This is a genomic window from Micromonospora sp. U21, assembly GCF_018070045.1.
Lineage (GTDB): Bacteria > Actinomycetota > Actinomycetes > Mycobacteriales > Micromonosporaceae > Micromonospora.
The window spans coordinates 170,629-191,441 of sequence record NZ_JAGPYK010000003.1 but is presented as its reverse complement, the minus strand read 5'-3'; the positions used below and the strand labels follow the sequence as shown (position 1 = coordinate 191,441).

At 73.4% G+C, this 20,813-nt stretch carries 17 protein-coding genes and 1 riboswitch; of the genes, 9 read left to right on the top strand and 8 right to left on the bottom strand.

Annotation, left to right across the window (positions count from 1 at the left end):
- Window positions 1-123 precede the first annotated feature (123 nt).
- Entirely contained in the window at window positions 124-1,326 is a 1,203-nt protein-coding gene (locus tag KBX63_RS05535) for a low temperature requirement protein A (RefSeq protein ID WP_210908880.1), read from the top strand.
- A gap of 70 nt (window positions 1,327-1,396) precedes the next feature.
- Window positions 1,397-3,496 (top strand): hypothetical protein, encoded by a 2,100-nt coding sequence (locus KBX63_RS05530; RefSeq protein ID WP_307871627.1) that lies wholly within the window; start codon window positions 1,397-1,399, stop codon window positions 3,494-3,496.
- Window positions 3,497-3,534: 38 nt separating this feature from the next.
- Here the strand turns inward: KBX63_RS05530 and KBX63_RS05525 are convergent, their stop codons facing one another.
- The 3 genes from KBX63_RS05525 to KBX63_RS05515 form a co-directional block, all read right to left on the bottom strand.
- The gene (locus KBX63_RS05525) at window positions 3,535-3,930 is read right to left on the bottom strand and encodes a hypothetical protein (RefSeq protein ID WP_210908878.1); all 396 of its coding nucleotides are present in this window, start codon (window positions 3,928-3,930) and stop codon (window positions 3,535-3,537) included.
- Window positions 3,927-4,376, bottom strand: a complete 450-nt coding sequence (locus tag KBX63_RS05520) for a hypothetical protein (protein WP_210908877.1) — start codon at window positions 4,374-4,376, stop codon at window positions 3,927-3,929. The genes KBX63_RS05525 and KBX63_RS05520 overlap by 4 nt, the downstream gene beginning before the upstream one ends.
- Window positions 4,377-4,756: 380 nt before the next feature.
- Window positions 4,757-5,635: an alpha/beta fold hydrolase gene (locus KBX63_RS05515; RefSeq protein ID WP_210908874.1), complete on the bottom strand. Its 879-nt coding sequence runs from the start codon at window positions 5,633-5,635 to the stop codon at window positions 4,757-4,759.
- A gap of 172 nt (window positions 5,636-5,807) precedes the next feature.
- Between KBX63_RS05515 and KBX63_RS05510 the strand changes: the two genes are divergently transcribed.
- The 3 genes from KBX63_RS05510 to KBX63_RS05500 all read left to right on the top strand — a co-directional run bounded on the left by KBX63_RS05510 (window position 5,808) and on the right by KBX63_RS05500 (window position 12,401).
- Window positions 5,808-9,140 carry an AfsR/SARP family transcriptional regulator gene (locus KBX63_RS05510; RefSeq protein WP_210908871.1) on the top strand — a complete coding sequence of 1,111 codons (3,333 nt, stop codon included), beginning with the start codon at window positions 5,808-5,810 and terminating at the stop codon, window positions 9,138-9,140.
- Between the two features lie 186 nt (window positions 9,141-9,326).
- Complete coding sequence (locus tag KBX63_RS05505; protein WP_210908870.1) at window positions 9,327-10,901, top strand: Na+/H+ antiporter; 1,575 nt, start codon at window positions 9,327-9,329, stop codon at window positions 10,899-10,901.
- Between the two features lie 201 nt (window positions 10,902-11,102).
- Window positions 11,103-12,401: a hypothetical protein gene (locus KBX63_RS05500; RefSeq protein ID WP_210908869.1), complete on the top strand. Its 1,299-nt coding sequence runs from the start codon at window positions 11,103-11,105 to the stop codon at window positions 12,399-12,401.
- Between the two features lie 59 nt (window positions 12,402-12,460).
- Here the strand turns inward: KBX63_RS05500 and KBX63_RS05495 are convergent, their stop codons facing one another.
- The 3 genes from KBX63_RS05495 to KBX63_RS05485 are packed head-to-tail and all read right to left on the bottom strand — an operon-like array spanning window position 12,461 to window position 14,899.
- Window positions 12,461-13,204 carry an amino acid ABC transporter ATP-binding protein gene (locus tag KBX63_RS05495; RefSeq protein ID WP_247661743.1) on the bottom strand — a complete coding sequence of 248 codons (744 nt, stop codon included), beginning with the start codon at window positions 13,202-13,204 and terminating at the stop codon, window positions 12,461-12,463.
- Window positions 13,201-13,983 (bottom strand): amino acid ABC transporter permease, encoded by a 783-nt coding sequence (locus KBX63_RS05490; protein ID WP_210908868.1) that lies wholly within the window; start codon window positions 13,981-13,983, stop codon window positions 13,201-13,203. Before KBX63_RS05490 ends, KBX63_RS05495 begins: the two co-directional genes overlap by 4 nt.
- A gap of 43 nt (window positions 13,984-14,026) precedes the next feature.
- Complete coding sequence (locus KBX63_RS05485) at window positions 14,027-14,899, bottom strand: ABC transporter substrate-binding protein (RefSeq protein ID WP_210908867.1); 873 nt, start codon at window positions 14,897-14,899, stop codon at window positions 14,027-14,029.
- A gap of 276 nt (window positions 14,900-15,175) precedes the next feature.
- Window positions 15,176-15,287, bottom strand: a riboswitch (SAM riboswitch).
- A gap of 322 nt (window positions 15,288-15,609) precedes the next feature.
- Here KBX63_RS05485 and corA point away from each other — a divergent pair.
- Window positions 15,610-16,740 carry a magnesium/cobalt transporter CorA gene (gene corA / locus KBX63_RS05480; RefSeq protein ID WP_210908866.1) on the top strand — a complete coding sequence of 377 codons (1,131 nt, stop codon included), beginning with the start codon at window positions 15,610-15,612 and terminating at the stop codon, window positions 16,738-16,740.
- Between the two features lie 15 nt (window positions 16,741-16,755).
- Here corA and KBX63_RS05475 read toward each other — a convergent pair whose 3' ends face one another.
- Both KBX63_RS05475 and KBX63_RS05470 read right to left on the bottom strand, forming a co-directional pair.
- A complete protein-coding gene (locus KBX63_RS05475; RefSeq protein ID WP_210908863.1) occupies window positions 16,756-16,947 on the bottom strand; it encodes a hypothetical protein in 192 nt (63 codons plus the stop codon).
- 178 nt (window positions 16,948-17,125) lie between these two features.
- On the bottom strand, window positions 17,126-17,641 hold the full coding sequence (locus KBX63_RS05470; RefSeq protein WP_074318353.1) for a 2'-5' RNA ligase family protein: 516 nt from the start codon (window positions 17,639-17,641) through the stop codon (window positions 17,126-17,128).
- 77 nt (window positions 17,642-17,718) lie between these two features.
- Between KBX63_RS05470 and KBX63_RS05465 the strand changes: the two genes are divergently transcribed.
- The 3 genes from KBX63_RS05465 (at window position 17,719) to KBX63_RS05455 (ending at window position 20,806) form a co-directional block, all read left to right on the top strand.
- The gene (locus KBX63_RS05465) at window positions 17,719-18,228 is read left to right on the top strand and encodes a DinB family protein (RefSeq protein ID WP_210908861.1); all 510 of its coding nucleotides are present in this window, start codon (window positions 17,719-17,721) and stop codon (window positions 18,226-18,228) included.
- 110 nt (window positions 18,229-18,338) lie between these two features.
- Window positions 18,339-18,728: an SCP2 sterol-binding domain-containing protein gene (locus KBX63_RS05460; protein WP_210908860.1), complete on the top strand. Its 390-nt coding sequence runs from the start codon at window positions 18,339-18,341 to the stop codon at window positions 18,726-18,728.
- A complete protein-coding gene (locus KBX63_RS05455) occupies window positions 18,725-20,806 on the top strand; it encodes a glycogen debranching N-terminal domain-containing protein (protein ID WP_210908859.1) in 2,082 nt (693 codons plus the stop codon). Before KBX63_RS05460 ends, KBX63_RS05455 begins: the two co-directional genes overlap by 4 nt.
- The last annotated feature ends 7 nt before the right edge of the window (window positions 20,807-20,813 follow it).

Here is a 20,813-nt window from a genome sequence, read left to right as displayed (position 1 = left end):
GCCCGGTCACGGGTACTGCGTCACCAGCGGGACGAGCTGCGGGCGCGGGGGAACCGACCCGGACCCGGCCCTGCGGATGGTACGACTGGAGGCGGCGACACCGGGGGCCGGGGAAGGATGGCGATGGCGAACGGGCTTCCGGGGCGGCTGCTGCAACGGCGGGAGGACCCCCGCCGGGCGTCGTTCCTGGAACTCTTCTTCGACCTGGCCATCATCTTCGCGCTGACCCGTCTGTCCCGGGCGCTGCTCAGCGACCTCACCCTCCACGGCGGCTTCCAGGTGCTCCTGCTGTTGGCAGCCATCTGGTGGGTGTGGTTCGTGACGGCCTGGTCGGCGGACTGGTTCGACCCGCGTACCCCGTTGATCGTCGTCCTGCTGCTCTGGGTGATGTTCGGCGGCCTGCTGATGGCCGCCGCCGTGCCCACGGCATTCGACCGGCACGCCATGGTGTTCGCCATCGCGTACGTGGCCATCCACCTGGGCCGCGCCTTCCTGCTCATCCCCGCCCTGCGGGGTCACCCGCTACAAGTGCGTACCGCGCGGGTGGCGATCTGGTTCGCCGTCTCCGGCGTGCTCTGGGTCGTCGGGGCGGCCGTCGCCCCGGCCCGGGAGGCGCTCTGGGCGCTCGCCCTGATCCTGGAGTACGCCCTGGCGCGGCTGGGCTGGCCGACGCCGCGGCTGGGCCGTAGCTCGTGGCCGGACCTTCAGGTGAACGGGGAACATCTCTCCGAGCGTTACCAGCAGATCTTCATCATCGCGCTGGGTGAGCTGATCCTGATGTCCGGCATCACCTACAGCGACTCCGGCTTCGATAGGGAGCGCACCGTGGCGTTCGCCGTGGCGTTCCTGACCGCGGTGGCCCTCGCCCGGCTCTACCTGAGCCCTGCCGGCGGGCGGCTGGGCACCGCCATCGACGCGGCCGGTCCGCCCGGTAGCCGGCTGGCGCTGCTCGCCGGGTACCTGCACCTCGTCATGATCGCCGGGGTCCTGGCCACCTCGGTCGGAATGGAGCTGGCGATCGAAGACCCCGGGTCGTCCGACCCGGCTGGGTTGACCGTGTCCGTCGCCGGCCCGGTGCTGTTCCTGATCGGCCGGCTCCTGCTCTCGGTGGTGGTCGACGGCAGCCTCTCCCGGCCCCGGCTGATCGGGCTGCTGATGATCGTCCTGGGTGGCTTCGCGAGTGCGCAGCTGCCGCTGCTCGGCGCTGGCGCGATCATCCTTGGTCTCCTCATCCTGATGATCGCGGCCGACGTGCTGCTCGGCCGGGGTCAGCGGCGCCGGCTGGCGGGTCCGGGCGGGGCGGTTGGCCGGTGGCGGCGTGGGTAGTGGGGGGTCACCGCGTCACCGCGACGGGCCGGGGCGGCACGACGACGTCGTGGAGTTGCGGGTGCATGGCGTGTCCGGGGCGGGGCCGGAGAGGCTGCTCGACCGGGCACAGGTACGGCAGGTGGCAGGTGACCGCAGCGGCGGGTTCCATCGTCCCACGCCCCAGCAGCCCGACGACACCGACTCGGACGGCATCACGCTGGAGGCGTACCGGTGGGGCGACCTGCCCTCGGGCACCGTGGCCCGAACGCTCTCCCTGGTCTTCCTGCTGCCGTTCATGCTCAGCAACCTGGCGGTCTGGATGCGGCCGGCGGGTCGGCGGACCGGCCCCGGTGTCACCGTCCTGTGCCGGCTCCTCGCGCTCGACCTCACCCTGGTGTACGTGCTGTCGATCGCCGGTGTCGCGCTCGACCTGCTCGCCTGGCGCTGTCTCGGCGCGGCCCACTGCCCGGCCGCGCGCGGCGTGCTCGCCGGGCTCGACGGCTGGTCGACCGGGCAGCGACTCGCGGTGCTCGCCCTCCTGCCGGTTGCCGCCGTCGGATTCCTCCGGCTGCTCGGCACTCGTCGGCGCCGTCCCGTCGGGAATCCGCTCTGGGCGGTGGAGCCGATGGTCGGACGGCTGCGAGCGACCCACGTCGCCGCCGCGCTCACCGTGCTCGACCTGGTACTGCTCGGCGCCCGGTCGGCTGGCGGCCGGACGACCGCGACGACCATGCTGCTCGCGCTCGCCGGGGCGGTGCTGCTCGCCTGCGTCGCCCTGGTCGGCGTGCCCGGGCTGCTGGACGGGGCGGCGACCGCACGGGCGGCCGGCCGGACCGCCGCCACGCTGCGCGCGGTGGCCTACGGACTGAGCGTGGCAACCCTCGCCACGGTGGCCCTGGACCCGCGCGGCTGGCCGTCGTCGGTCGGGCTGCCGGGGTTCGAGCGGATCGTCGGCTGGGCGTCGCTCGCCCAGATGTCGCTGCTCGTGGCGCTGGGCGGGCTGGTGCTGTGGGACCACCGTCGGGCGGTCCCCCGTGGCGCACCGCGGCACGGGCTCGGCGCGGCCGTCATCGCGGCCATCGCGGTCGGTCTGGCGGGAGCGTTCTCCGCTGCCCTGGTCTACTGGGCCGGGAACCTGCTTGGCGGCGCCGCCGGCCAGCCGCGGGCGTACAACTGGACCATCCTGGCCTTCATGCTGCACGTCGCGACGGCGGCGGTGCTGTGCGGTGCGATGACGCTGCTCTCGCGCGGCCGCCGGAGGCGTGCCGCTTCGGCGATCACCGCCCGGGATTTCCCGACGGCTCCGCCGGGAGCCTCCGAGTATCTGCGGAGGGTGACGAGAATGGTTGCCCGGGCCCGCTTCACCGAATGGCTGGGACTGCTCGCCGCGACCTACGCGGCGCTGGCGGTCATCGGTCTCACCACGAGCGTGCTGGGACAGTTCCGGCTCGAGCCGGACCGGCTGGGACGGCAACTCCTCGGGTTGCCAGCCGGGTTCGTCTGGGTCGGCCTCGCTGTGGGCAGTTCCCTCGTCGCCGCCCTGCTGCTCGTCCTGCTCCTGAGCGGGCTGTTCGCCTACCGGACGTCGTGGTTCCGCCGGTACGTCGGAGTGCTGTGGGACCTTGGCACGTTCTGGCCCCGGGCCGCCCACCCGTTCGCACCCGCGAGCTACGCCGACCGCGCGGTGCCCGAGCTGGCCGACCGGATCACCCAGCTGGCGCAGCGGCACGCCGGGGTGGTGCTCTGCGGGCACAGCCATGGTTCGGCGCTGCTGGCTCTCGCGGTGCTGCGGCTGCCCACGCAGGTGCGTCAGCGGGTCGCGCTGCTCACCTACGGGTCCCCGCTGGACCGCCTGTACGCCCGGCTGTTCCCGGCCTACCTGAGCGAGGAGGTGTTGCGCCAGGTGGGGGAGCGGGTCGGGTGGCGGTGGCTGAACCTGTGGCGGGACACCGACCCGGTCGGTGGCTGGATCTTCGCCGCGCACCGGCCCGGCGATCCGCCGCCGGACGCCGCCGACCCCACCGGGCGGGTCGACCGGCGGCTGCGGGATCCGCGGAATCTGCTGGCGCGGTCAGGGGAGCGCTGGCCGCCGCCGCTGCGGGGGCACCAACCGGGCGAGTCCGACCCCGAGTTCCGGGCGGCGGTGCGCGAACTCGCCGGTCGACTACGCGACCAGGGCCGTGCCTGAGCGATCGTCGATGGATCCGGGCGGTTGGACGCCGATCCTCACGGGTCCTCCGGCAGCCGTTCGGACTCCGAGACCACCGTCCGGACCTTGCGCAGGGTGGCGTCGGGGGAGCGGATCGCGGCACGCCACCGGTCCAGCGTCCGGGTGAGCACCCGCACCACGAACTGCAACTGGTTGACCTGCTCGCGTAGCACCCCCAGCTCCGACCGCGCGCTCAGCGCTTCCTCCTCCAGCTCGGTGATCCGGGTCTGTAGTGGTTGCACCAGGGTGAGGGCGGCCTCGGTGAGGGTGTCGGCAGCGTCGGCCTTGAACTTGCCCCGCTGCACCACGACCGTGGCGATGGCGACCAGCCCGGTGCTGCCGCCGAGGATGCCGAACACGCTGAGCGCCACCTGCAGCCACGGGGGTGCGTCGGGCGCCGGTGTGGAGATCACGTGCCACCGCCTTCCGCCGTTTCGACAGTCAGGCACTGGCTGGCCTGGGCCAGCCGGCGCAGGTCGATGGCGATCTGAGCGGCCCGCCACAGCGAACCGACCGTGAGCGCGGCGATGAACGACGCCGCGGCGATGGCCTGCCGGCCCGACACGACCACCAGCGCCATCGTGTACATGCCGCTGATGGTGCCGAACAACACCACCGAGGCGAGCTCGATGCCGAGCCCGGTGGCGAGCCGACCGGGCCACAGGATGCCCAGCAGGCCTCCCACGCCGACCAGGACCAGACCGATCTCCCAACCGATCTGGATCGGCACCGGCATGGCCGTCCGGACGGAGGTCGGCCGGCCGCCGAGCAGGAGCAGCAGAACACCGCAGATGGGAGCCATGGCCAGGGCGGCCACCTCGAATGGCTGGTGCCGGGACCGGATACGCAGGTATCCCACGGCGACTCCTTGGTCGGGGACCGTCGTCACCCGCCAGCGGCCGTTGGGTTGCCGTGCGGGTGGGTGGTGACCGCGCTGCGGTCCGTGCGGCGAAGCCCGACGGTGGTGACGGTGCGTGTGGACGGTCGATGGTCGAGGAGGTGAGCGACTCGCCGTCGTTGGCTGGCCGATATCTGCCTGTGTAGCACCGATGAACCGCTGGCGTCCACTTTGTGCAACGTCACATATTCGCAGGTCAGGGCCCTTTTTGATGGCTGTTGGTCCGGCTGGCGCGGTGTGGGCCGGGAGTACACCCCCCGGGCCGACCGAGCCACGCCAGCGAGTGACAGTAAGTGTCGGATATCTTACGACTCGTGACATGGCATGCGGTCGGCCCGTCGCTACCGTGCGAGCAGGGCGCGCAGCGCCCGGACCACCTCCGCAGGCGCCTCCTCGGCCATGAAGTGCCCGCAGGTGACCGTCTGGTGCGACAGGTCCGGCGACCAGGCCCGCCACAGCCCGGCCGCGTCGTAGCCGAGCGCCGCGCCCCAGTCCTGCTGCATCACCGTCACCGGCATCCGCAGATGGTCGCCGGCCGCCCGGTCGATGGTGTCGTGGGCGACGTCGATCCCGGCGGACGCCCGGTAGTCCGCGACGATCGAGGTGACCGCGGCCCGGGAGGCGCTCAGGTACGCGGCCCGCACGTCCACCGGCAGGGCCTCCGGATCGCGGGTCCAGGCGTCCAGGAAGTGGCCGAAGAAGGCGTCCGGGCTGCCGCCGATCAGCTCCTCGGGCAGGCCGGGTGGCTGCGCCATCAGGTACAGGTGGAAGGCGACCGCCGCGGTGGCGCCGTGCAGCACGTCCCACATGTCCAGGGTGGGCAGCACGTCGAGCAGGGCGAGCTGGCTGATCGCCTCCGGATGGTCGAGACCGGCGCGGAACGCGACCAGGGCGCCCCGGTCGTGCCCGGCCAGCGCGAAGCGCTCGTGGCCGAGCGCCCGGGCCAGCGCCACGATGTCGGCGGCCATGGTGCGTTTGGCGTACCCGCTGCCGTCGACGTCGACGGGCTTGTCGCTGTCGCCGTAGCCGCGTAGGTCCGGGCAGATGACCGTGTGGTCGGCGGCCAGGTCGGCCGCGACGTGCCGCCACATGAGGTGGGTCTGCGGAAAACCGTGCAGCAGCACGATCGCGGGCCCGGAGCCGCTCACGGCGACGTTGAGCGTCACGCCCTCGGCGACGGTGACCCGCCGGTAGTCGAATCCGTTGATCCTCGGGTCCACGGGAACCTCTCTGGTGAGCAGGGGTCGGCGGGGCGGTGGCCCGTCGCCGTCGTACCTGGTCGAGCCTGCCCCCAGGTGATCAGCGGACGGTCAGCGGCGGATCAGTGCCGGCAGGCAGGGTCCGGCCGGGTGGACCCGCCTAGATTGGTGCCATGACCAGGCGGCGGCACCCGTGGCGGTGACCTTCGGCGTGCTCGGGCCGGTGACCGCCGCGACCGAGCATGGCCCGGTCCCGCTCAAGGGGCCCCGACAGCGCACGGTGCTGGCCCGGCTGCTGATCGCCCGGGGCCGGGTCGTGTCGATCAACCGGCTCGTCGACGACCTGTGGGAGGTGCCCCCGGAGGGCGCGGTGGGCGCGATCCGCACCTTCGTCGCCGACCTGCGCCGGGCCCTGGAGCCCGACCGGCCGCCCCGGCAACCGCCCCGGCTCCTGGTCACCGAACCACCGGGGTACGTGCTGCGGGCCGCCCCGGACGCGGTGGACGCCGGACGGTTCGAGGCGGCGGTCGGCGAGGCGGGCCGGCTGCTGGCGGCGGGACTGCCCGCACCGGCCCTGGCCGCGCTGGACGTGGCGCTCGGGCTCTGGCGCGGGACCGCGTACGCGGACTGCGCGGGTGAGGCCTGGGCGGTCGCGGAGATCAACCGGCTGGAAGAGCTGCGGATGCTCGCCATCGAACGGCGGGCGGAGGCGCTGTTGGCGCTCGGCCGGCCGGACGAGGCCGCCGCCGACCTGCCGGCCCACCTCGCCGCCCATCCGCTGCGCGAGGACGCCTGGCGGCTGCTCGCGGTGGCCCGGTACCGCGCCGGTCGACAGGGCGACGCGCTGGCCGCGCTGCGCCAGGCCCGCGACGTCCTGGTGACCGAGCTGGGTGTGGACCCCGGGCCCGAGCTGCGGCGGCTGGAAGCCGACATCCTGGCCCAGGCGCCGCACCTCACCTGGCCCGCAGCCGCCCCGTCCACCCTGGATCTGGCCGGGCCCGTCCGATCCGGCGGGCCGGGACCGGTGCGGGAGCGTCCGTTCGTCGGCCGCGACGCGGAGCTGGACCGGCTGCGGCGGGCCGCTGAGGCCGCCACCCGGCGCGGCCAACCGACCCTCGCCCTGCTCAGCGGGGACCCCGGCGCCGGCAAGACGGCACTGGCCGAGACGCTGACCCGGTGGCTCGCCGCCGAGGGCTGGGCCACGGCGTGGGGCCGCAGCCCGGAGTACGAGGGCGGCCCGGCGGCCTGGCCGTGGACGCAGATCGCGGATGCGCTCGCCGGCCCGACCGACCGCACCGGCGGCGCTGGCGCCGACGGCGTGATCGATGGCACCGGAGCCGCGAGCGATCCCACCGTGGCCCGGTTCCGCCGGCACCGAGCGGTGGCGTCGCTGGTCTCGGCGGTCGCCGACCGGCGACCGGTGCTGCTGGTCCTCGACGACCTGCACCGCGCCGACGGAGACACCCTGGACCTGCTGACCGTGCTGCTCACCGGCCCACAGCCGGCCACCGGCCCGGTGCTGATCGTCGGCACCTACCGGGCCACCGAGATCAGCCCGGAGCTGACCGCCGCGCTGGCCCGGGCCGCCCGGCTGGAGCCGGTGCGGGAGTACCTCGCCGGCCTGTCCGCGTCGGCGACCGGTGAACTGGCCCGCGTCGTCGCCGGCGCGGCGCTGGACCCGCCCACCGTACGGTTGATCCACCACCGCAGCGGCGGCAACCCGTTCTTCGTGCGCGAGCTGGCCCAGCTGTACGCGGCCGAGGGCGGCGGGGCGCTGGCGGTGGTGCCGCCCGGGGTACGCGACGTGATCCGGCATCGCCTGGCGCAGCTGCCCGCGCCGACCCGCACGGTGCTGCGGCAGGCGGCCGTGCTCGGCCGGGACCTCGACCCGGAGGTGCTCGGCACTCTGGCCGGCGACCCCACCACCCTGCTGGACGCCGTGGACCGTGCGTTGCAGGCCGGCTTCCTCAGCGAGCAGGAGCCCGATGGACGGCTGAGGTTCACGCACATCCTCGTCCGCGACACGCTCTACGCCGACCTGTCCGCGCCGCGTCGCGCCGCCCTGCACGGGGCCGCGGCGGAGGCGTTGCAGCGGCGCCAGCCCAACGATCCCGCCGCGCTGGCCCACCACCTGCTGCACGCTGGTGGACCGACAGCCGCCCGGCGCGCCGCCGGCTACGCCCGTACGGCCGCGGAACAGGCCGAGCGGGCCGGCAACCCGCACGAGGCGGCTCGGCTGTGGGCGCAGGTCGTCGACGCGTACGACCGCGCCGGCGGAGGCGAGCGGCTGAGCGCGGTGCTCGGCCTGGGGCGCGCGCTGGCCGTGACGGGCCGGCTTGCCGAGGCGCGACGGCGCCGGGCCGAGGCGATCGCCGACGCCGAGGCGATCGGCGAGCCCCGCCTGGTCGCGGAGGCGCTGGCCGGCTTCGACGTGCCCGCCATCTGGACCCGCAACGACGACGACCGGCTCTCCGGGCGGATCGTCGAGGCCGCCGAGCACGCCCTGACCGCCCTCGGCTCGACCGGCTCGGCGCAGCGCAGCCGGCTGCTGAGCACCCTTGCGCTGGAGCTGCGCGGCACCACCACCGACCGTGGCCGCCGGGCGGCGGAGGAGGCCGAGGGGATCGCCCGGACCGCCGCAGACCCCGGGCTGCTGGCCTTCGCGCTCAACGCCCGCTTCATGCACGCCTTCCACCGCGTCGGCCTGGCCGGTGAGCGGGCCCGCATCGGCGCCGAGCTGGTCGACCTGGCCGCCCGGCACCAGCTCGTGACCTTCGAAGTGCTGGGCCACCTCGTCCTGGTGCAGGCCAGCTGCGCGCTGGCCGACCGCGCCGGCGCCGACGCGCACGCCCGCGCCGCCGACCGCCTCGCGGAGCGGTACGAGCTACCGCTGGTCGGTGTCTTCACCCGGTGGTACGCCGCGCTGCGGCTGGCGCTGGAGGGCGAGCAGGCCGCGGCGGCGGAGGCGTACCGGGCGGCTGCCGACCGGCTGCCCACCGACGGAATGCCGGGCCTGACCCGGGGGCTGCTCCCGCTCGCCCTGCTCGGGCTGCGCCTGGCCGGTCCCGCCGACGCCGACCGGTCGGTACCCGGGCCGGACGGCGTCGTCGACCAGCCCGTCCCGGGGCTCTACGGCGAGGACTGGGTGGGCATGGACTGGGGCCCACACGAGCCGTGGGTCCGACCACTGCTGCTCCTCGCCGCCGGCGACCGGGACGCTGCCGGAGCGGCGCTGCGCGCACTTCCGGACGGACCGCACGATCTGCTGCGGGAGGCGCGGCTCTGCGTCACCGCCCGCGCGGCGCTCGCCCTGCGCGACCGGGCCACGATGGAACGCGTCGCCGCGGAACTCCAGCCGGCCGCCGATGAACTGGCCGCCGGCAGTGGGGTGCTCACCGTCGGCCCGGTGGCCGGGCACCTCGCCGACCTGGCCGCAGCACTGGGCCGCGACGACGAGGCGGCCGGGCACCGCCGTACCGCCCGCGCGGTCACCGCCCGGGCCCGCGCCGCCGCGTCCCCGGCCTGACCGCCGCCTCCCAAGCTGGACCGCCGCGTCCCGGCCTGACCGCCGCATCTCCGGCTGGACCGCCGGGCGGCGGTGTCACCCCGCCGCCCCCGGCGACTTGCCGGTTCCCCGGGAACCGACCGGCAGCGTGCGGTCAGATGGACCCAGCGGCGCGGCCACCGTCCGCGGTGGATCAAGGGGGTACGCGTGGAGGTGCTCGTCCTGATCGTGGTGCTGGGCGTCACCGTCCTCGTCGGCACCACGCTCGGCGGCCGGTACAGGGTCGCGCCACCGATCCTGCTCATCGCGTTCGGGGTGCTGCTCGGGCTGGCGCCGCCGCTGTCCGAGCTGACCCTCGAGCCGGACCTGGTACTGCTGATCTTCCTGCCGGCGATCCTCTACCGGGAGAGTCTCACCATGAGCCTGCGCGAGATCCGGGCCAACTTCCCGGTGATCGGGCTGCTCGCCGTGGTGCTGGTGGTGCTCACCATGGTCACGGTGTCGCTGACCGCGCAGGCGTTCGGGGTGAACCCCGCCGCCGCCTGGGTGCTCGGGGCGGTCCTCGCGCCGACCGACGCCGCCGCGGTCACCGGGTTGGCCAAGCGGCTGCCCCGGAAGCTCTTGACCACCCTGCACGCGGAGAGCCTGATCAACGACGGCACCGCACTGGTGCTCTTCGCGGTGACCGTGGGCCTGCTCACCGGGGCAGCGGAACCCGGCGCGCTCGGGATCGGCGAGGAGTTCGTCGGGGCCAGCGCCGGGGGAGTGATCGCCGGCCTGCTGGTCGGCGGCGCCGTGGTGCTGATCCGCAAACGGCTCGACGATCCCCTGCGCGAGGGCGCGCTGAGCGTACTGACGCCGTTCGGCGCGTTCCTGCTCGCCGACGCGGTACACGCCAGTGGTGTGCTGGCGGTCGTGGTCGCCGGCCTGGTGCTGGCCTACGCCGGCCCCCGGGTGATCCGCGCCCGGTCCCGGGTGCTGGCGTACGCGTTCTGGGACCTGTCCACGTTCCTGATCAACGGCGGGCTGTTCGTCCTGCTGGGCACACAGGTCCCCCGGGCGGTGAGAGGCATCACCAGCGCCTCGCCGCAGCGCGCGCTGACGATCGTGCTGGTGGTCACCGTGGTCGTCCTCGTCACCCGGCTGCTCTTCGTCTACCTGACGGCGGAATCGGTGAAGCTGCTGAGCCGCCGAAGGATGAACGCGAGTCAGGCGCAGGGCGGCTGGCGGGTGGGCATCGTCGCCGGCTGGTCGGGATTCCGGGGTGCCGTCTCGCTCGCCGCCGCCCTGGCGGTCCCGACGATGACGGTGTCCGGTCAACCGGTGGCCGAACGCGACCTGATCATCTTCGTCACCGCGCTGGTGATCATGCTGATCATGCTCCTTCAGGGCACCACCCTGCCGGCGGTGGTGCGCTGGGCGCGGCTGTCCGGCGACCCCGAGCGCGCCGACGAGTTGCGGCAGGCACGCCTGCGGGCCACCGAGGTGGGCCTGGCCGCGCTACCCCAGGTCGCCAAGGAGATCGGCGCCGACGAGGAGTCGGTCCGCCGGCTGCGGGCCGAGTACCAGCGGCACCTGGAGGACGCCAACGAGGGCTGTGGACGTACCGCCGAGGAACTCCGCCTGGAACGTCAACTGCGCCTCGGGGTCCTCGAGCACAAACGGCGGGAGGTCACCCGGTTGCGCAACAGTCGGGAGATTGACGACCTCGTGCTGCTCGACCTTCAGTCCGCGCTGGACAACGAGGAGATCCGGCTGCTGGGCCGCGAGACCACAGGCTGATCGTGGCCGCCCGGACCCGCGGTGCCCGCTGGGCCGTCAGGACGAGCCGGACCGGCGGCCCAGCCGGATGGTGGGCGGCGGCGGACCGACGGATTGGCGACACTTCCCGGGCCGCGCGCGGGGCGGGTGGCCGCCCCGCCGCCGGGTACGGTGGAACCGGTTCGGCGTTGGTCGATGCGTTCGATCCGCGAGGGGGTGCCCATGACCACCGGTGGGACGGAGACCGACCTGCGGGTGGTCAGCGAACGGGAGTTCCTCGACGAGCTGACGTCGGTCACCCGTGAGCGCGGCGCGACCGAATTCCTGTACCTGATGGCACAGGGCGACGGCGTCATCGGGGTGCAGTGGGAGCAGCCCGGCCTCGATCATCTGCGCCGCTACCGGGTGCGCGGCCCGGCCTGCCCGCACTGCGTCATCTTCGAAGCGGTGCTGGCGCTGGCACCCGTGCTGCCACTGGACCTGATGCGGACCGCGCGTACCCGACCCCAGTACGAGACGGTGCTGCGCACCGGCCGGCTGCCCCACCTGGCGTTCGCCCGGCCGGTCGGCCAGCCCGGGGCGAGCTGGCTCGGCGACTGCCACGCGGTCACCGGCGACCCGCACACCGACGCCGACTGCCCGCGGCACGCCGTGCCCGCACCGAGCGGCGACCCGCTGGACCTGCGCCTCGGGTCGCTACCCCGGGCGATCCGGGAGCTGTACCCGCACGACGCCGCCGCGACGGCGGATCTTCAGCAGCGGCTGCGGATCGCCCGGGACTGGCGGGCCGACGCGCAGGCCGTGGCGAGCGGGGTCCGTGAGGCGGCGGCGACCTGGGCGTTCCTGCGCAACTCCTGCGTGCTGGGTGTGCCGGTGCCCGGCGCCAACGGTCTCGTCCTCACCCTCCCGCCGGCCCGGGCTCCGGACGACCGGCCGCTGGCCGAGTTGCACGCCACGGCGGTGCGCGCGCTGCCGGCCGGTGGCCCGGTGGCCTACCAGGAGCGGGCCTGCCTGGTGCCGGAGCCGGCCGCAGGGGCGCAGCGGATGCCGTCGTACGCCGGCGCACTGGACCTGACCGGCGCGGCGCCGGTGCGCACGCTGCGGCTGCCGGCACCCCGCCGGCCGCTGAGCACCACCGGCCGGGGCGTGCTGCTGCTCTACGAGGCGCGGCACGCGATGGGCCGGCACTTCGCCAGCGCGCCGGAACGCGACAGCGCCTACTGGGAATCCGAGGCGGCGTTGAACGTCTTCGAGTTCACCCTGTTGGAGCGGGTCGCCGGCCGGCACTACCAGGAGGCGGTGGCCGCCTACCTGCAGGCCCTGCGCCGGGAGGGCGACCTGCTCGCCCGCCCGCACAAGGTGCTCGACCGGCGCCGGCGCAAGGCGTTGTCGCTGGCGTTCGGTGGGCTGGACGGCGAGGAGCTGCACCTGTGGGCGTCGGTCGCCTACCGCAACGCCATCCTGGTGCTGCTCGGCGACCTGAAGGCGTTCGCCGCCCACCTACGCCGCCAGGCCGCCTGACGCGAAGGAAGGGCACCTTCTTAACGCCTGGTGTGCAGGAAGGGCCCCTTCCCAACGGTTCAGAGCACCTGGGCGAGGAACCGGCGCAGCCGGGGATGCTCGGCCCGCTCGAAGATCGCCTCCGGCGGGCCCGCCTCCAGCACCACGCCCCGGTCCATGAAGGCCACGGTGTCGGCGACCTGCCGGGCGAAGCCCATCTCGTGGGTGACCACCACCATCGTCATGCCGCCGGCGGACAGGTCGGCCATCACTCCGAGCACCCCCTTGACCAGCTCCGGGTCGAGCGCCGAGGTGGCCTCGTCGAAGAGCATCACCTCCGGTCGCAGGGCCAGCGCCCGGGCGATCGCCACCCGCTGCTGCTGACCGCCGGAGAGCTGCGCCGGCCGGGCGTCGGCCTTGCCGGCCAGCCCCACCAGCTCCAGCTGGGCCCGCGCGACGGCCTCCGCCTCGTCCTCCCCGAGCCTGCGCAGGCGCCGCAGCGCCAGGGTGACGTTGCGCAGCACGCTCATGTGCGGGAAGAGGTTGAACTGCTGGAAGACCATGCCCACCCGCTGCCGCAGCGCGTCCGGGTCGTCGCGCAGCACGCTGCGTCCATCCAGCAGCACATCGCCGCGGTCCGGTTCGATCAGCCGGTTGATGGTACGCAGCAGAGTGGACTTGCCCGACCCGGACGGCCCGATCACGCAGGCCGTCGCGCCGCGCGGCACGGCCAGGTCGACGCCGCGCAGCACCCGGTTCGGTCCGAAGGCGAGGTGCACGTCGCGTACGTCGAGGCTGACCGAGGTGGTCGTGCTGGCGGTCATCGCCGGTCCCCTTCCGTCGCGCCGGACAGCGCCGACTCGGTGTCGTCCTCGTCCTCGTCGGCCGGCGCGGTGGCCGGCCGGCCGTGGCGCAGCCGCCGGTCGATCCAGTTGACCGCGTGCGTCAGCGGAACGGTCAGTGCCAGGTAACAGAGCCCGGCCAGCAGCAGCGCCGACTCGTTGCCGGTGGTGGCCGCGTAGTCCTGCCCGATCCGGAACAGCTCCCGCTGGCTGGCCACCAGTCCGAGGAAGTAGACCAGGCTGGAGTCCTTGATCAGCGCGATGAGCTGATTCACCCAGGCCGGCAGCACCCGTCGGATGCCCTGCGGAATGATCACCAGCCGCATCGCGTCGCCCCAGGAGAAGCCGAGAGCCCGGGCGCCCTCCAGCTGCGCGGCCTCCACCGACTGGATGCCGGAGCGGAAGATCTCCCCGATGTACGCCGCCGCGATCAACGACAGCGCCAGAATGCCCAGCGGGTAGGGGTCGGGTCCCCAGACCTGCATGCCCAGCGGCGCGAGCCCGACGCCGATCAGCAGGATCGTCGCCGCGGCCGGCAGCCCCCGGAACACATCGGTGTAGACCCGCGCCGGCCAGCGCAGCCAGCGGCTGCGGGAGATGCCGGCGACGGCCAGCAGCAGGCCCAGCACCGAGCCGAGCAGGGCGGCCGAGACCGCCAGGATCAGCGTGTTGGGCAACCCGACGGTCAGCATCTCGGGTAGCGCCTCGCGCATCGCGTCCCAGTCGAAGAAGGTCTCCCACAGGGTGCTCAACGGATCCATCGGTCGCCTCTCCTACCGCCCCGCTCGCTCGTCACCGGGTGTCTCAGGACGCGGCCGACGCCGACGCCGACGGTGCGGCCGGCACGGTCACCGTTCCGCCGCCCGGTCGGAAGTCCGCCGGCACCGGCCGGCCCGGGTAGTACTGCGCCTGCAACCGGCTCCAGGTGCCGTCCGCGATCACCTCGTCGAGGCCCTTGTTCAGCGCCTCCCGCAGCTTGTCGCTGCCCTTGGCGACGGCGTACGCGGTCGGTGCCGGGCTGAGCTGCTTGGCCGCCACGGTGATCTTGCCGTTGCTGTCGGCGGCCGACTTCTCGCCGATCTCGGCCGGGGCGATCCACGCGTCGGCGGTGCCCGCCTTGAGCTGGTTGATCGCGCCGTTGTAGTCCGGCACCCGGACCGGGTTGAGCCGCTCGCCGGTGGCGTAGTCGTCCTGGACGGTGCCCTGCACCACCACGACCCGCTTGCCGGCGAGCTGGTCGAAGCCGGTGATCGGGGAGCCGGCCGGCACGTCCAGGCCGAAGTAACCGAAGTCGTAGCCGTTGCCGAAGTCGACCGTCTTCTTCCGTGCCTCGGTGATGGTGATCGAGGAGCTGCCGACGTCGAACTTGCGGTTGTTGACCTGGGAGAGCAGCGCGGAGAAGTCGGTGCCGACGAACTCGACCTTCAGGCCGAGCTTGCCGGCCACCGCGGTCAGCAGGTCGTTGTCGAAGCCGGTGAACTTGCCGTCCTTGAGGTACACGTTCGGCGGGGCGTCGGTCAGCGTGCCGGCGCGCAGGACGCCCGGCTGCGCCAGGCCGTACGGATTGCCGGCGGCGTCGGAGGAGGTGTCGTCGCCGCAGGCGGTGAGAGCGGTGGCGGCCAGGATCGTGGCCGCGCCGAGGGCCGCGGCGCGGGTCAGGGCAGGAAGGAATCGCACAGGTGTCTCCGAAGGTTGCGCAGCGGCGGGCACAGACGTGCGCCGCCGACGGTGCGCCCGGTGGGCGTACCGCTGGGATGGGTTCGGGAAGAGGGGTGCGCTAGTACGCGGCGCGGCCGCGACAGGCGGCGCTGCACACCCGCATCATGTCCACGTGCCGTCGCCGGGTCAGTGCCGGCGGAGCCCAGCCGGCACGGGAATCCGCGACGTCGGCTGATGGGGTGGTGCTGCTGAGGATGCGCATGGTTCTCCCGGGTCTGTGCTGACCTGGGTGCCAGGCCACGCTTGCACCGACGTCGTGCCGGTGCCTGGTCTTCACCCGGGGCACCCCACCGCGGAGGAGGGTTGCCGGCCAGCGAGCCGGGGCTTCGCGCTGGCGCTCATGACCTGCGCCGAGGCTAGCAGCCGGGGGAGGCGAGTCGTCCAGTCGTTATGACCACGCTCACCGTCGACGACAGGCGGCCGGCGCGCCTGTCGACCTCCATCGGCGCTTCCCCTGTCTCCGCCGACGGTCACCGTGAGTGTCCGCCAACCGGCCGGGCCGGTACGAGAGTGCGGGGAACCCGCCTTGCCCGGGCCCTCCGGGAGCCGGCGCGTCGGGGGGTTTCGGGCCGTGGGTACGGGGGAAGCAGCGCCTCCCGGCTTCCACGCCCGGACGGCCCGGCGGTTCGGGCAGTCGCCGGATGGTGCGTCCGGGGAGGGAGCGGGTCATGGTCGGCGGCCGTCGGTTCCGCCCGGGCGGTGGCTTCGGCCGCCGGCTCGACGAGCACGAGATCCGCGTCGGCGAGCCGCCGCGGGAGGAGCCGACCGCGCCGCCCACCGGCGGCCTGGTGGACAGCGCCGTCTACATCCAGGGGCACCGGTTCGCGTCGCCGGACGGCCTCGCCGAGACGTACCGCTGCCTGCAGGAGCAGAGCGACGCGATGGCCTGGATCGGGCTGTACCGGCCCGACATCGACCAGATCACCTCGCTCGCGCGGGAGTTCCGGCTGCACGACCTGGCGGTGGAGGACGCCATCAACGCCCACCAGCGGCCCAAGCTGGAACGGTACGGGCACACGCTCTTCGTGGTGCTGCGCGCCGCCCGCTACGACGATCTGCGGGAAGAGGTCGAGTTTTCCGAGCTGCACCTGTTCATCGGGCCCGGCTTCGTGGTCACCGTCCGCCACGGTGAGGCGCCGGACCTGGCCGCGGTGCGGCGGCGGATGGAGGCCGACGCGCAGATGCTCGCCCAGGGTCCGGAGGCGGTCCTGTACGCGATCCTTGACCAGGTGGTCGACGGTTACGCGCCGGTGGTGGCCGGGTTGGAGAACGACATCGACGAGATCGAGACCGAGGTCTTCGGCGGCGACCCGAACGCCAGCCGGCGCATCTACGGGCTCAGCCGCGAGGTCATCCAGTTCCAGCGGGCCGCCCGCCCGCTGCTCACCGTGCTCGACGCGCTGGCGGCCGGCGCCGGCAGTTACGGCCCCGACGAGGAACTGCGCCGCTACCTGCGGGACGTGACCGACCACCTCACCCAGGTGGTGGAGCGGGTGGACGGCTTCCGGCACCTGCTGCAGAACATCCTCACCGTCAACGCCACCCTCGTCTCGCAGCAGCAGAACGAGGAGATGCGCAGCCTCACCGCGGCCAGCTACGCCCAGAACGAGGAGCTGAAGAAGGTCTCCTCCTGGGCGGCGATCCTGTTCGCTCCCACGCTGATCGGCACGGTGTACGGGATGAACTTCGTGCACATGCCGGAGCTGAACTGGCACTACGGCTACCTGTTCGCGCTGCTGCTGATGGCCCTGGTCTGCGGCAGCCTCTACCTGATCTTCAAGCGGCGCGGCTGGCTGTGACCGGACCGTCGAGGGTCATTCGATGCCGCGCAGGATGTGCCGCTCGTCCTCGCTGTCGTCGTCGCCGGCGCCGATCCGGCCGAGCAGCACGGCAGCGGCCCAGATGGTCAGGGGCGTGGCCGCCCCGGTCATGCCGCCGCCGGTCCGGTCGTCCCGGGTCTGGCTCCGCTCCGTACGCGATGGCCTGCGCTGAGCCTGCATGGGCACTGCCTCTCCTCGTCGAAGCCACCCCGCGCGGCGCGGCGTGCGCCCGCGCCTCCGGCCGGGTCACCCGCGTGCGGGCAGATCGCCACCGGTACAGCAGCCATCTCGCACCATCCCACGCCCGGACTCGTCCGTACCCCTTGTTTTCAATTTCCCGACTCTGACCGGCCGGCGGGATGGGTCAGGGCAGCGGGTGGGCGATGCCGCGGGCGTGGTCGGTGAGCGCCGCGCCGACCACGGTCGCGGCCACCGGCAGCACCTCCAGGCAGCGGCGCACCGCGGCGGCCATCAACGCGTTCGGTACGCGCATGGAGAGCGTGCAGTGCGGCACCCAGCGTCCCGGCTGGTAGTGCTCGACCAGGGTGATGCCGGCAGCGGCGAGCCGGTCGTGCACCAGCCGGTGGTGCGCCAGCAGCTCCGGGGTGACCGTCGGGCCGAGCCACAGCACCCGGCCGACGAACTGACCGGCGTGCTGGAAGTCGAGCCGCAGCGGTGCGGCCACGACCGTGCCCCGCAGCGCCGCGGCGACCTGCTCGGGGTCGAAGCGGGGCGCCACCGCGAGCGAGACGTGCGGGCGGTGGCGCTGCTCCAGCAGCGAACGCATGCTCTGCACACCCTCGGCCTCCAGCGCGTCCCAGAGCACCCGGATCCGGCGGGTGGCGTCCGGATCCAGATACAGCTCCAGCGCGGCGACCACGTGATCACCGTAACGGCAGAGGTTTGCCTGGCGGTCCCGGCGGTACCTGATCGGAAACAGACCAGGAGGCGTGACCCGTGGGCGTGAGTGACCTGCTGACCGAGGCGTACGACCGCCTGCCCGACCTCGTCCGCGCGGCGGTCGACGGTCTCACCCCGGAGCAGCTGCGCTGGGCGCCCGCTCCGGGCGCCAACACGATCGGTTGGCTGGTCTGGCACCTGACCCGCGTGCAGGACGACCACGTCGCCGACCTGATGGACACCGACCAGATCTGGGTGAGTGGCGACTGGGCGGGGCGGTTCGGGCTCACCGCCGACCCGGACGACACCGGCTACGGCCACTCGCCCGCGCAGGTCGCGGCGGTGCGGCCGGAGAGCGCGCAGGCGCTGATCGACTACTACGAGGCGGTCTCGGGGCGGACCCGCGAGTTCCTGGCCGGTCTGCGGCCCGCGGACCTGGACCGCGTGGTCGACGAGGCGTGGGATCCGCCGGTCACCCTTGGCGTCCGGCTGGTCAGCGTCGCCGAGGACGACCTGCAACACGTCGGCCAGGCCAGCTACGTCCGTGGCCTGACCGGGGTCGACTGACCGGCGGCTTCCGCCGGGCTCACGCCACGGCTGCGTCGTCACCCGGTTCGGGTGAGCCGGCCTCACCCCGGCGCGGGTGATCCTGCGGGGAAGCGGGGGAGGGGGACGTGATGGGAGCGACGATCGCGGAACACCTGCGACAGCTGGGCGCCGGCCGGCGTACCGACCTGCCGGACACGACCGCCGGGACCATGCGGCTGGACGCGCGCGAGGACGGCCACACCGAGCACTGGTACCTGACCGTCGCCGACCAGCACGTGCGGGTGACCCGGTCGGGCGACGACGCGGAGCTGGTCATCCGCGCCACCCCGGCGGTCTTCGACCGGTTGGCGAGCGGGGAAAGCCACGTGGCGACGGCGCTGCTGCGCAACGAGCTGACCGTGCAGGGCAACCTGCGCCTGCTGATGCTGCTGCGGCGCATCTTTCCCGGGCCGGCCGGTGCCCGGCATCCGCGCGAGCTGGGTCGGGCCGCGATGGCCGGGCGGGAGGGGCGACGGTGAGCCGGGAATGGGTGAACGTGATCGCCGGCAACGCCTTCGCGATCAGCGACGGCGAGGGCGACGTCACAGATGCTGCGGACGCCCCGGTGGGGCTCTTCTCTTTCGACACCCGCTTCCTGTCCCGCTGGGTGCTCAGTGTCGACGGGGAGGAACTGAACGTCCTCTCCCGCGACGACATGGCGTACTTCGAGACCCGGTTCTTCCTGGTCCCGGGCGCGGCGAGCCACTACGTCGACGCCGACGTGTCGGTGATCCGGCACCGCTCGATCAACGACAGCTTCAACGAGCGCATCACGTTGCTCAACCACTCGGCGAAGCCGGCCGATTTCACGGTGCGGATGGACATGGGCAACGACTTCGCCGACCTGGCCGACCTGACCGACACCGCTGCGCGCGGGCAGCTGCGGCGGCGGGACGTCGAGGTCGCTGCCGACTCCGCGCGCCACCAACTCGTGCTGCGGTACGCGCGGGAGCGGTTCGTCCGCGAGACGACCGTCAACAGCACGGCTCCGGCCGACGTGGACGAGCGCGGGATGACCTTCCGGATCCGGATCGAGCCCGAGGGCCAGTGGGAGACCGACCTGCACGTCACCATGACCATCCGGGGGGAGGGCGGCCGGGACCTGCGCAACGACCTGGAGTCGCACCGGGACCACATACACGGAGGGATGCGCGAGGAATTGACCGCCTGGCTGGACCGGGCGCCGCAGCTGATGGCCGAGAGGGACGGCCTGGAAGAGACCTACCGGGGCAGCCTGACCGACCTGGCGGCGCTGCGGTACACGCCGCTGTCGTACCCGGCTCGGGTGCCGGTGGGCGGCCTGCCGTGGGCGATGGCGTTCTGCGGGCGGGACAGCATCATGACCTGCCTGCAGACCATGGCGTTCACCCCCGAGCTGACCCCCGCGACGCTGCGGATGCTGGCGCTGCTGCAGGGCGGCCAACTCGACGACCTGCACGACGAGGAGCCGGGCAAGATCCTCGCGCAGCTCCGCTACGGCGAGTCGGCGGCGTTCGGCGAACGGCCGGACGGGCTGTACTACGGCGCGGCGGACACCACCCCGCTGTTCGTCGTCCTGCTCGACGAGTACGAGCGCTGGTCCGGCGACGCGGACCTGGTCCGCGAGCTGCGGCACCCGGCCCGGATGGCACTGAACTGGATCGACGAGTACGGCGACCTGACCGGTGACGGGTACCTGCGCTACCAGCGCCGCAACGAGCGGCACGGCGTGATCAACCAGGGCTGGAAGAACTCCGCGGACGCGATCACCGACGAATCCGGGCGGCAGCCGCCCTTTCCCCGGGCCACCTGCGAGTTGCAGGGCTACGCGTACGACGCGAAACGGCGCGGCGCGCGGCTGGCCCGGGAGTTCTGGGGTGACCCCGGGTACGCCGACCGGCTGGAGCGGGAGGCGGCGGAGTTGAAGGACCGGTTCAACCGGGACTTCTGGTTGCCGGAACGGGACTACTACGCGTTGGCGCTGGGGCCGTACGGCGAGCCGGTCGACGCGCTGTCGTCCAACATCGGGCATCTGCTGTGGAGCGGGATCGTCCCGCACGACCGCGCCGAGGCGGTCGCCGAGCACCTGGTCGGGCCGCGACTGTTCAGCGGCTGGGGCGTCCGCACCTTCGCGGCCGGGCAGCGTCCGTACAACCCGGTGGGCTCACACCTGGGGGCGGTGTGGCCGTCGGACAACGCCCTGATCGCGGCCGGGCTGCGGCACTACCGCTTCGATGCGCAGGCGGGCCGGATCGCGGCTGGCATCTTCGACATGGCGCAGACGCTCGGCGGGGCGGTGCCGGAGCTGATCGCCGGTTACGAGCGCAGCCTGACGAAGTACCCCGTCCAGCTGCCCGCGGCGGGGCGCCCGCAGTCGTGGTCCTCGGGTTCGCTGCTGATGCTGCTGGGCGCTCTGCTGGGGCTGCGGCCCGTCGGTGACAACCTCCTGGTCAACCCGGCCCTGCCAGTGGGCTTCGGCAGAGTCGAGCTGCTGAACATCCCGGGCCGTTGGGGTCTTGCAGACGCGTACGCCGGAGACCGTTCCGCCACCGCCGCCGGCCGTCGCCGGCTTCGCTGATCGAGGG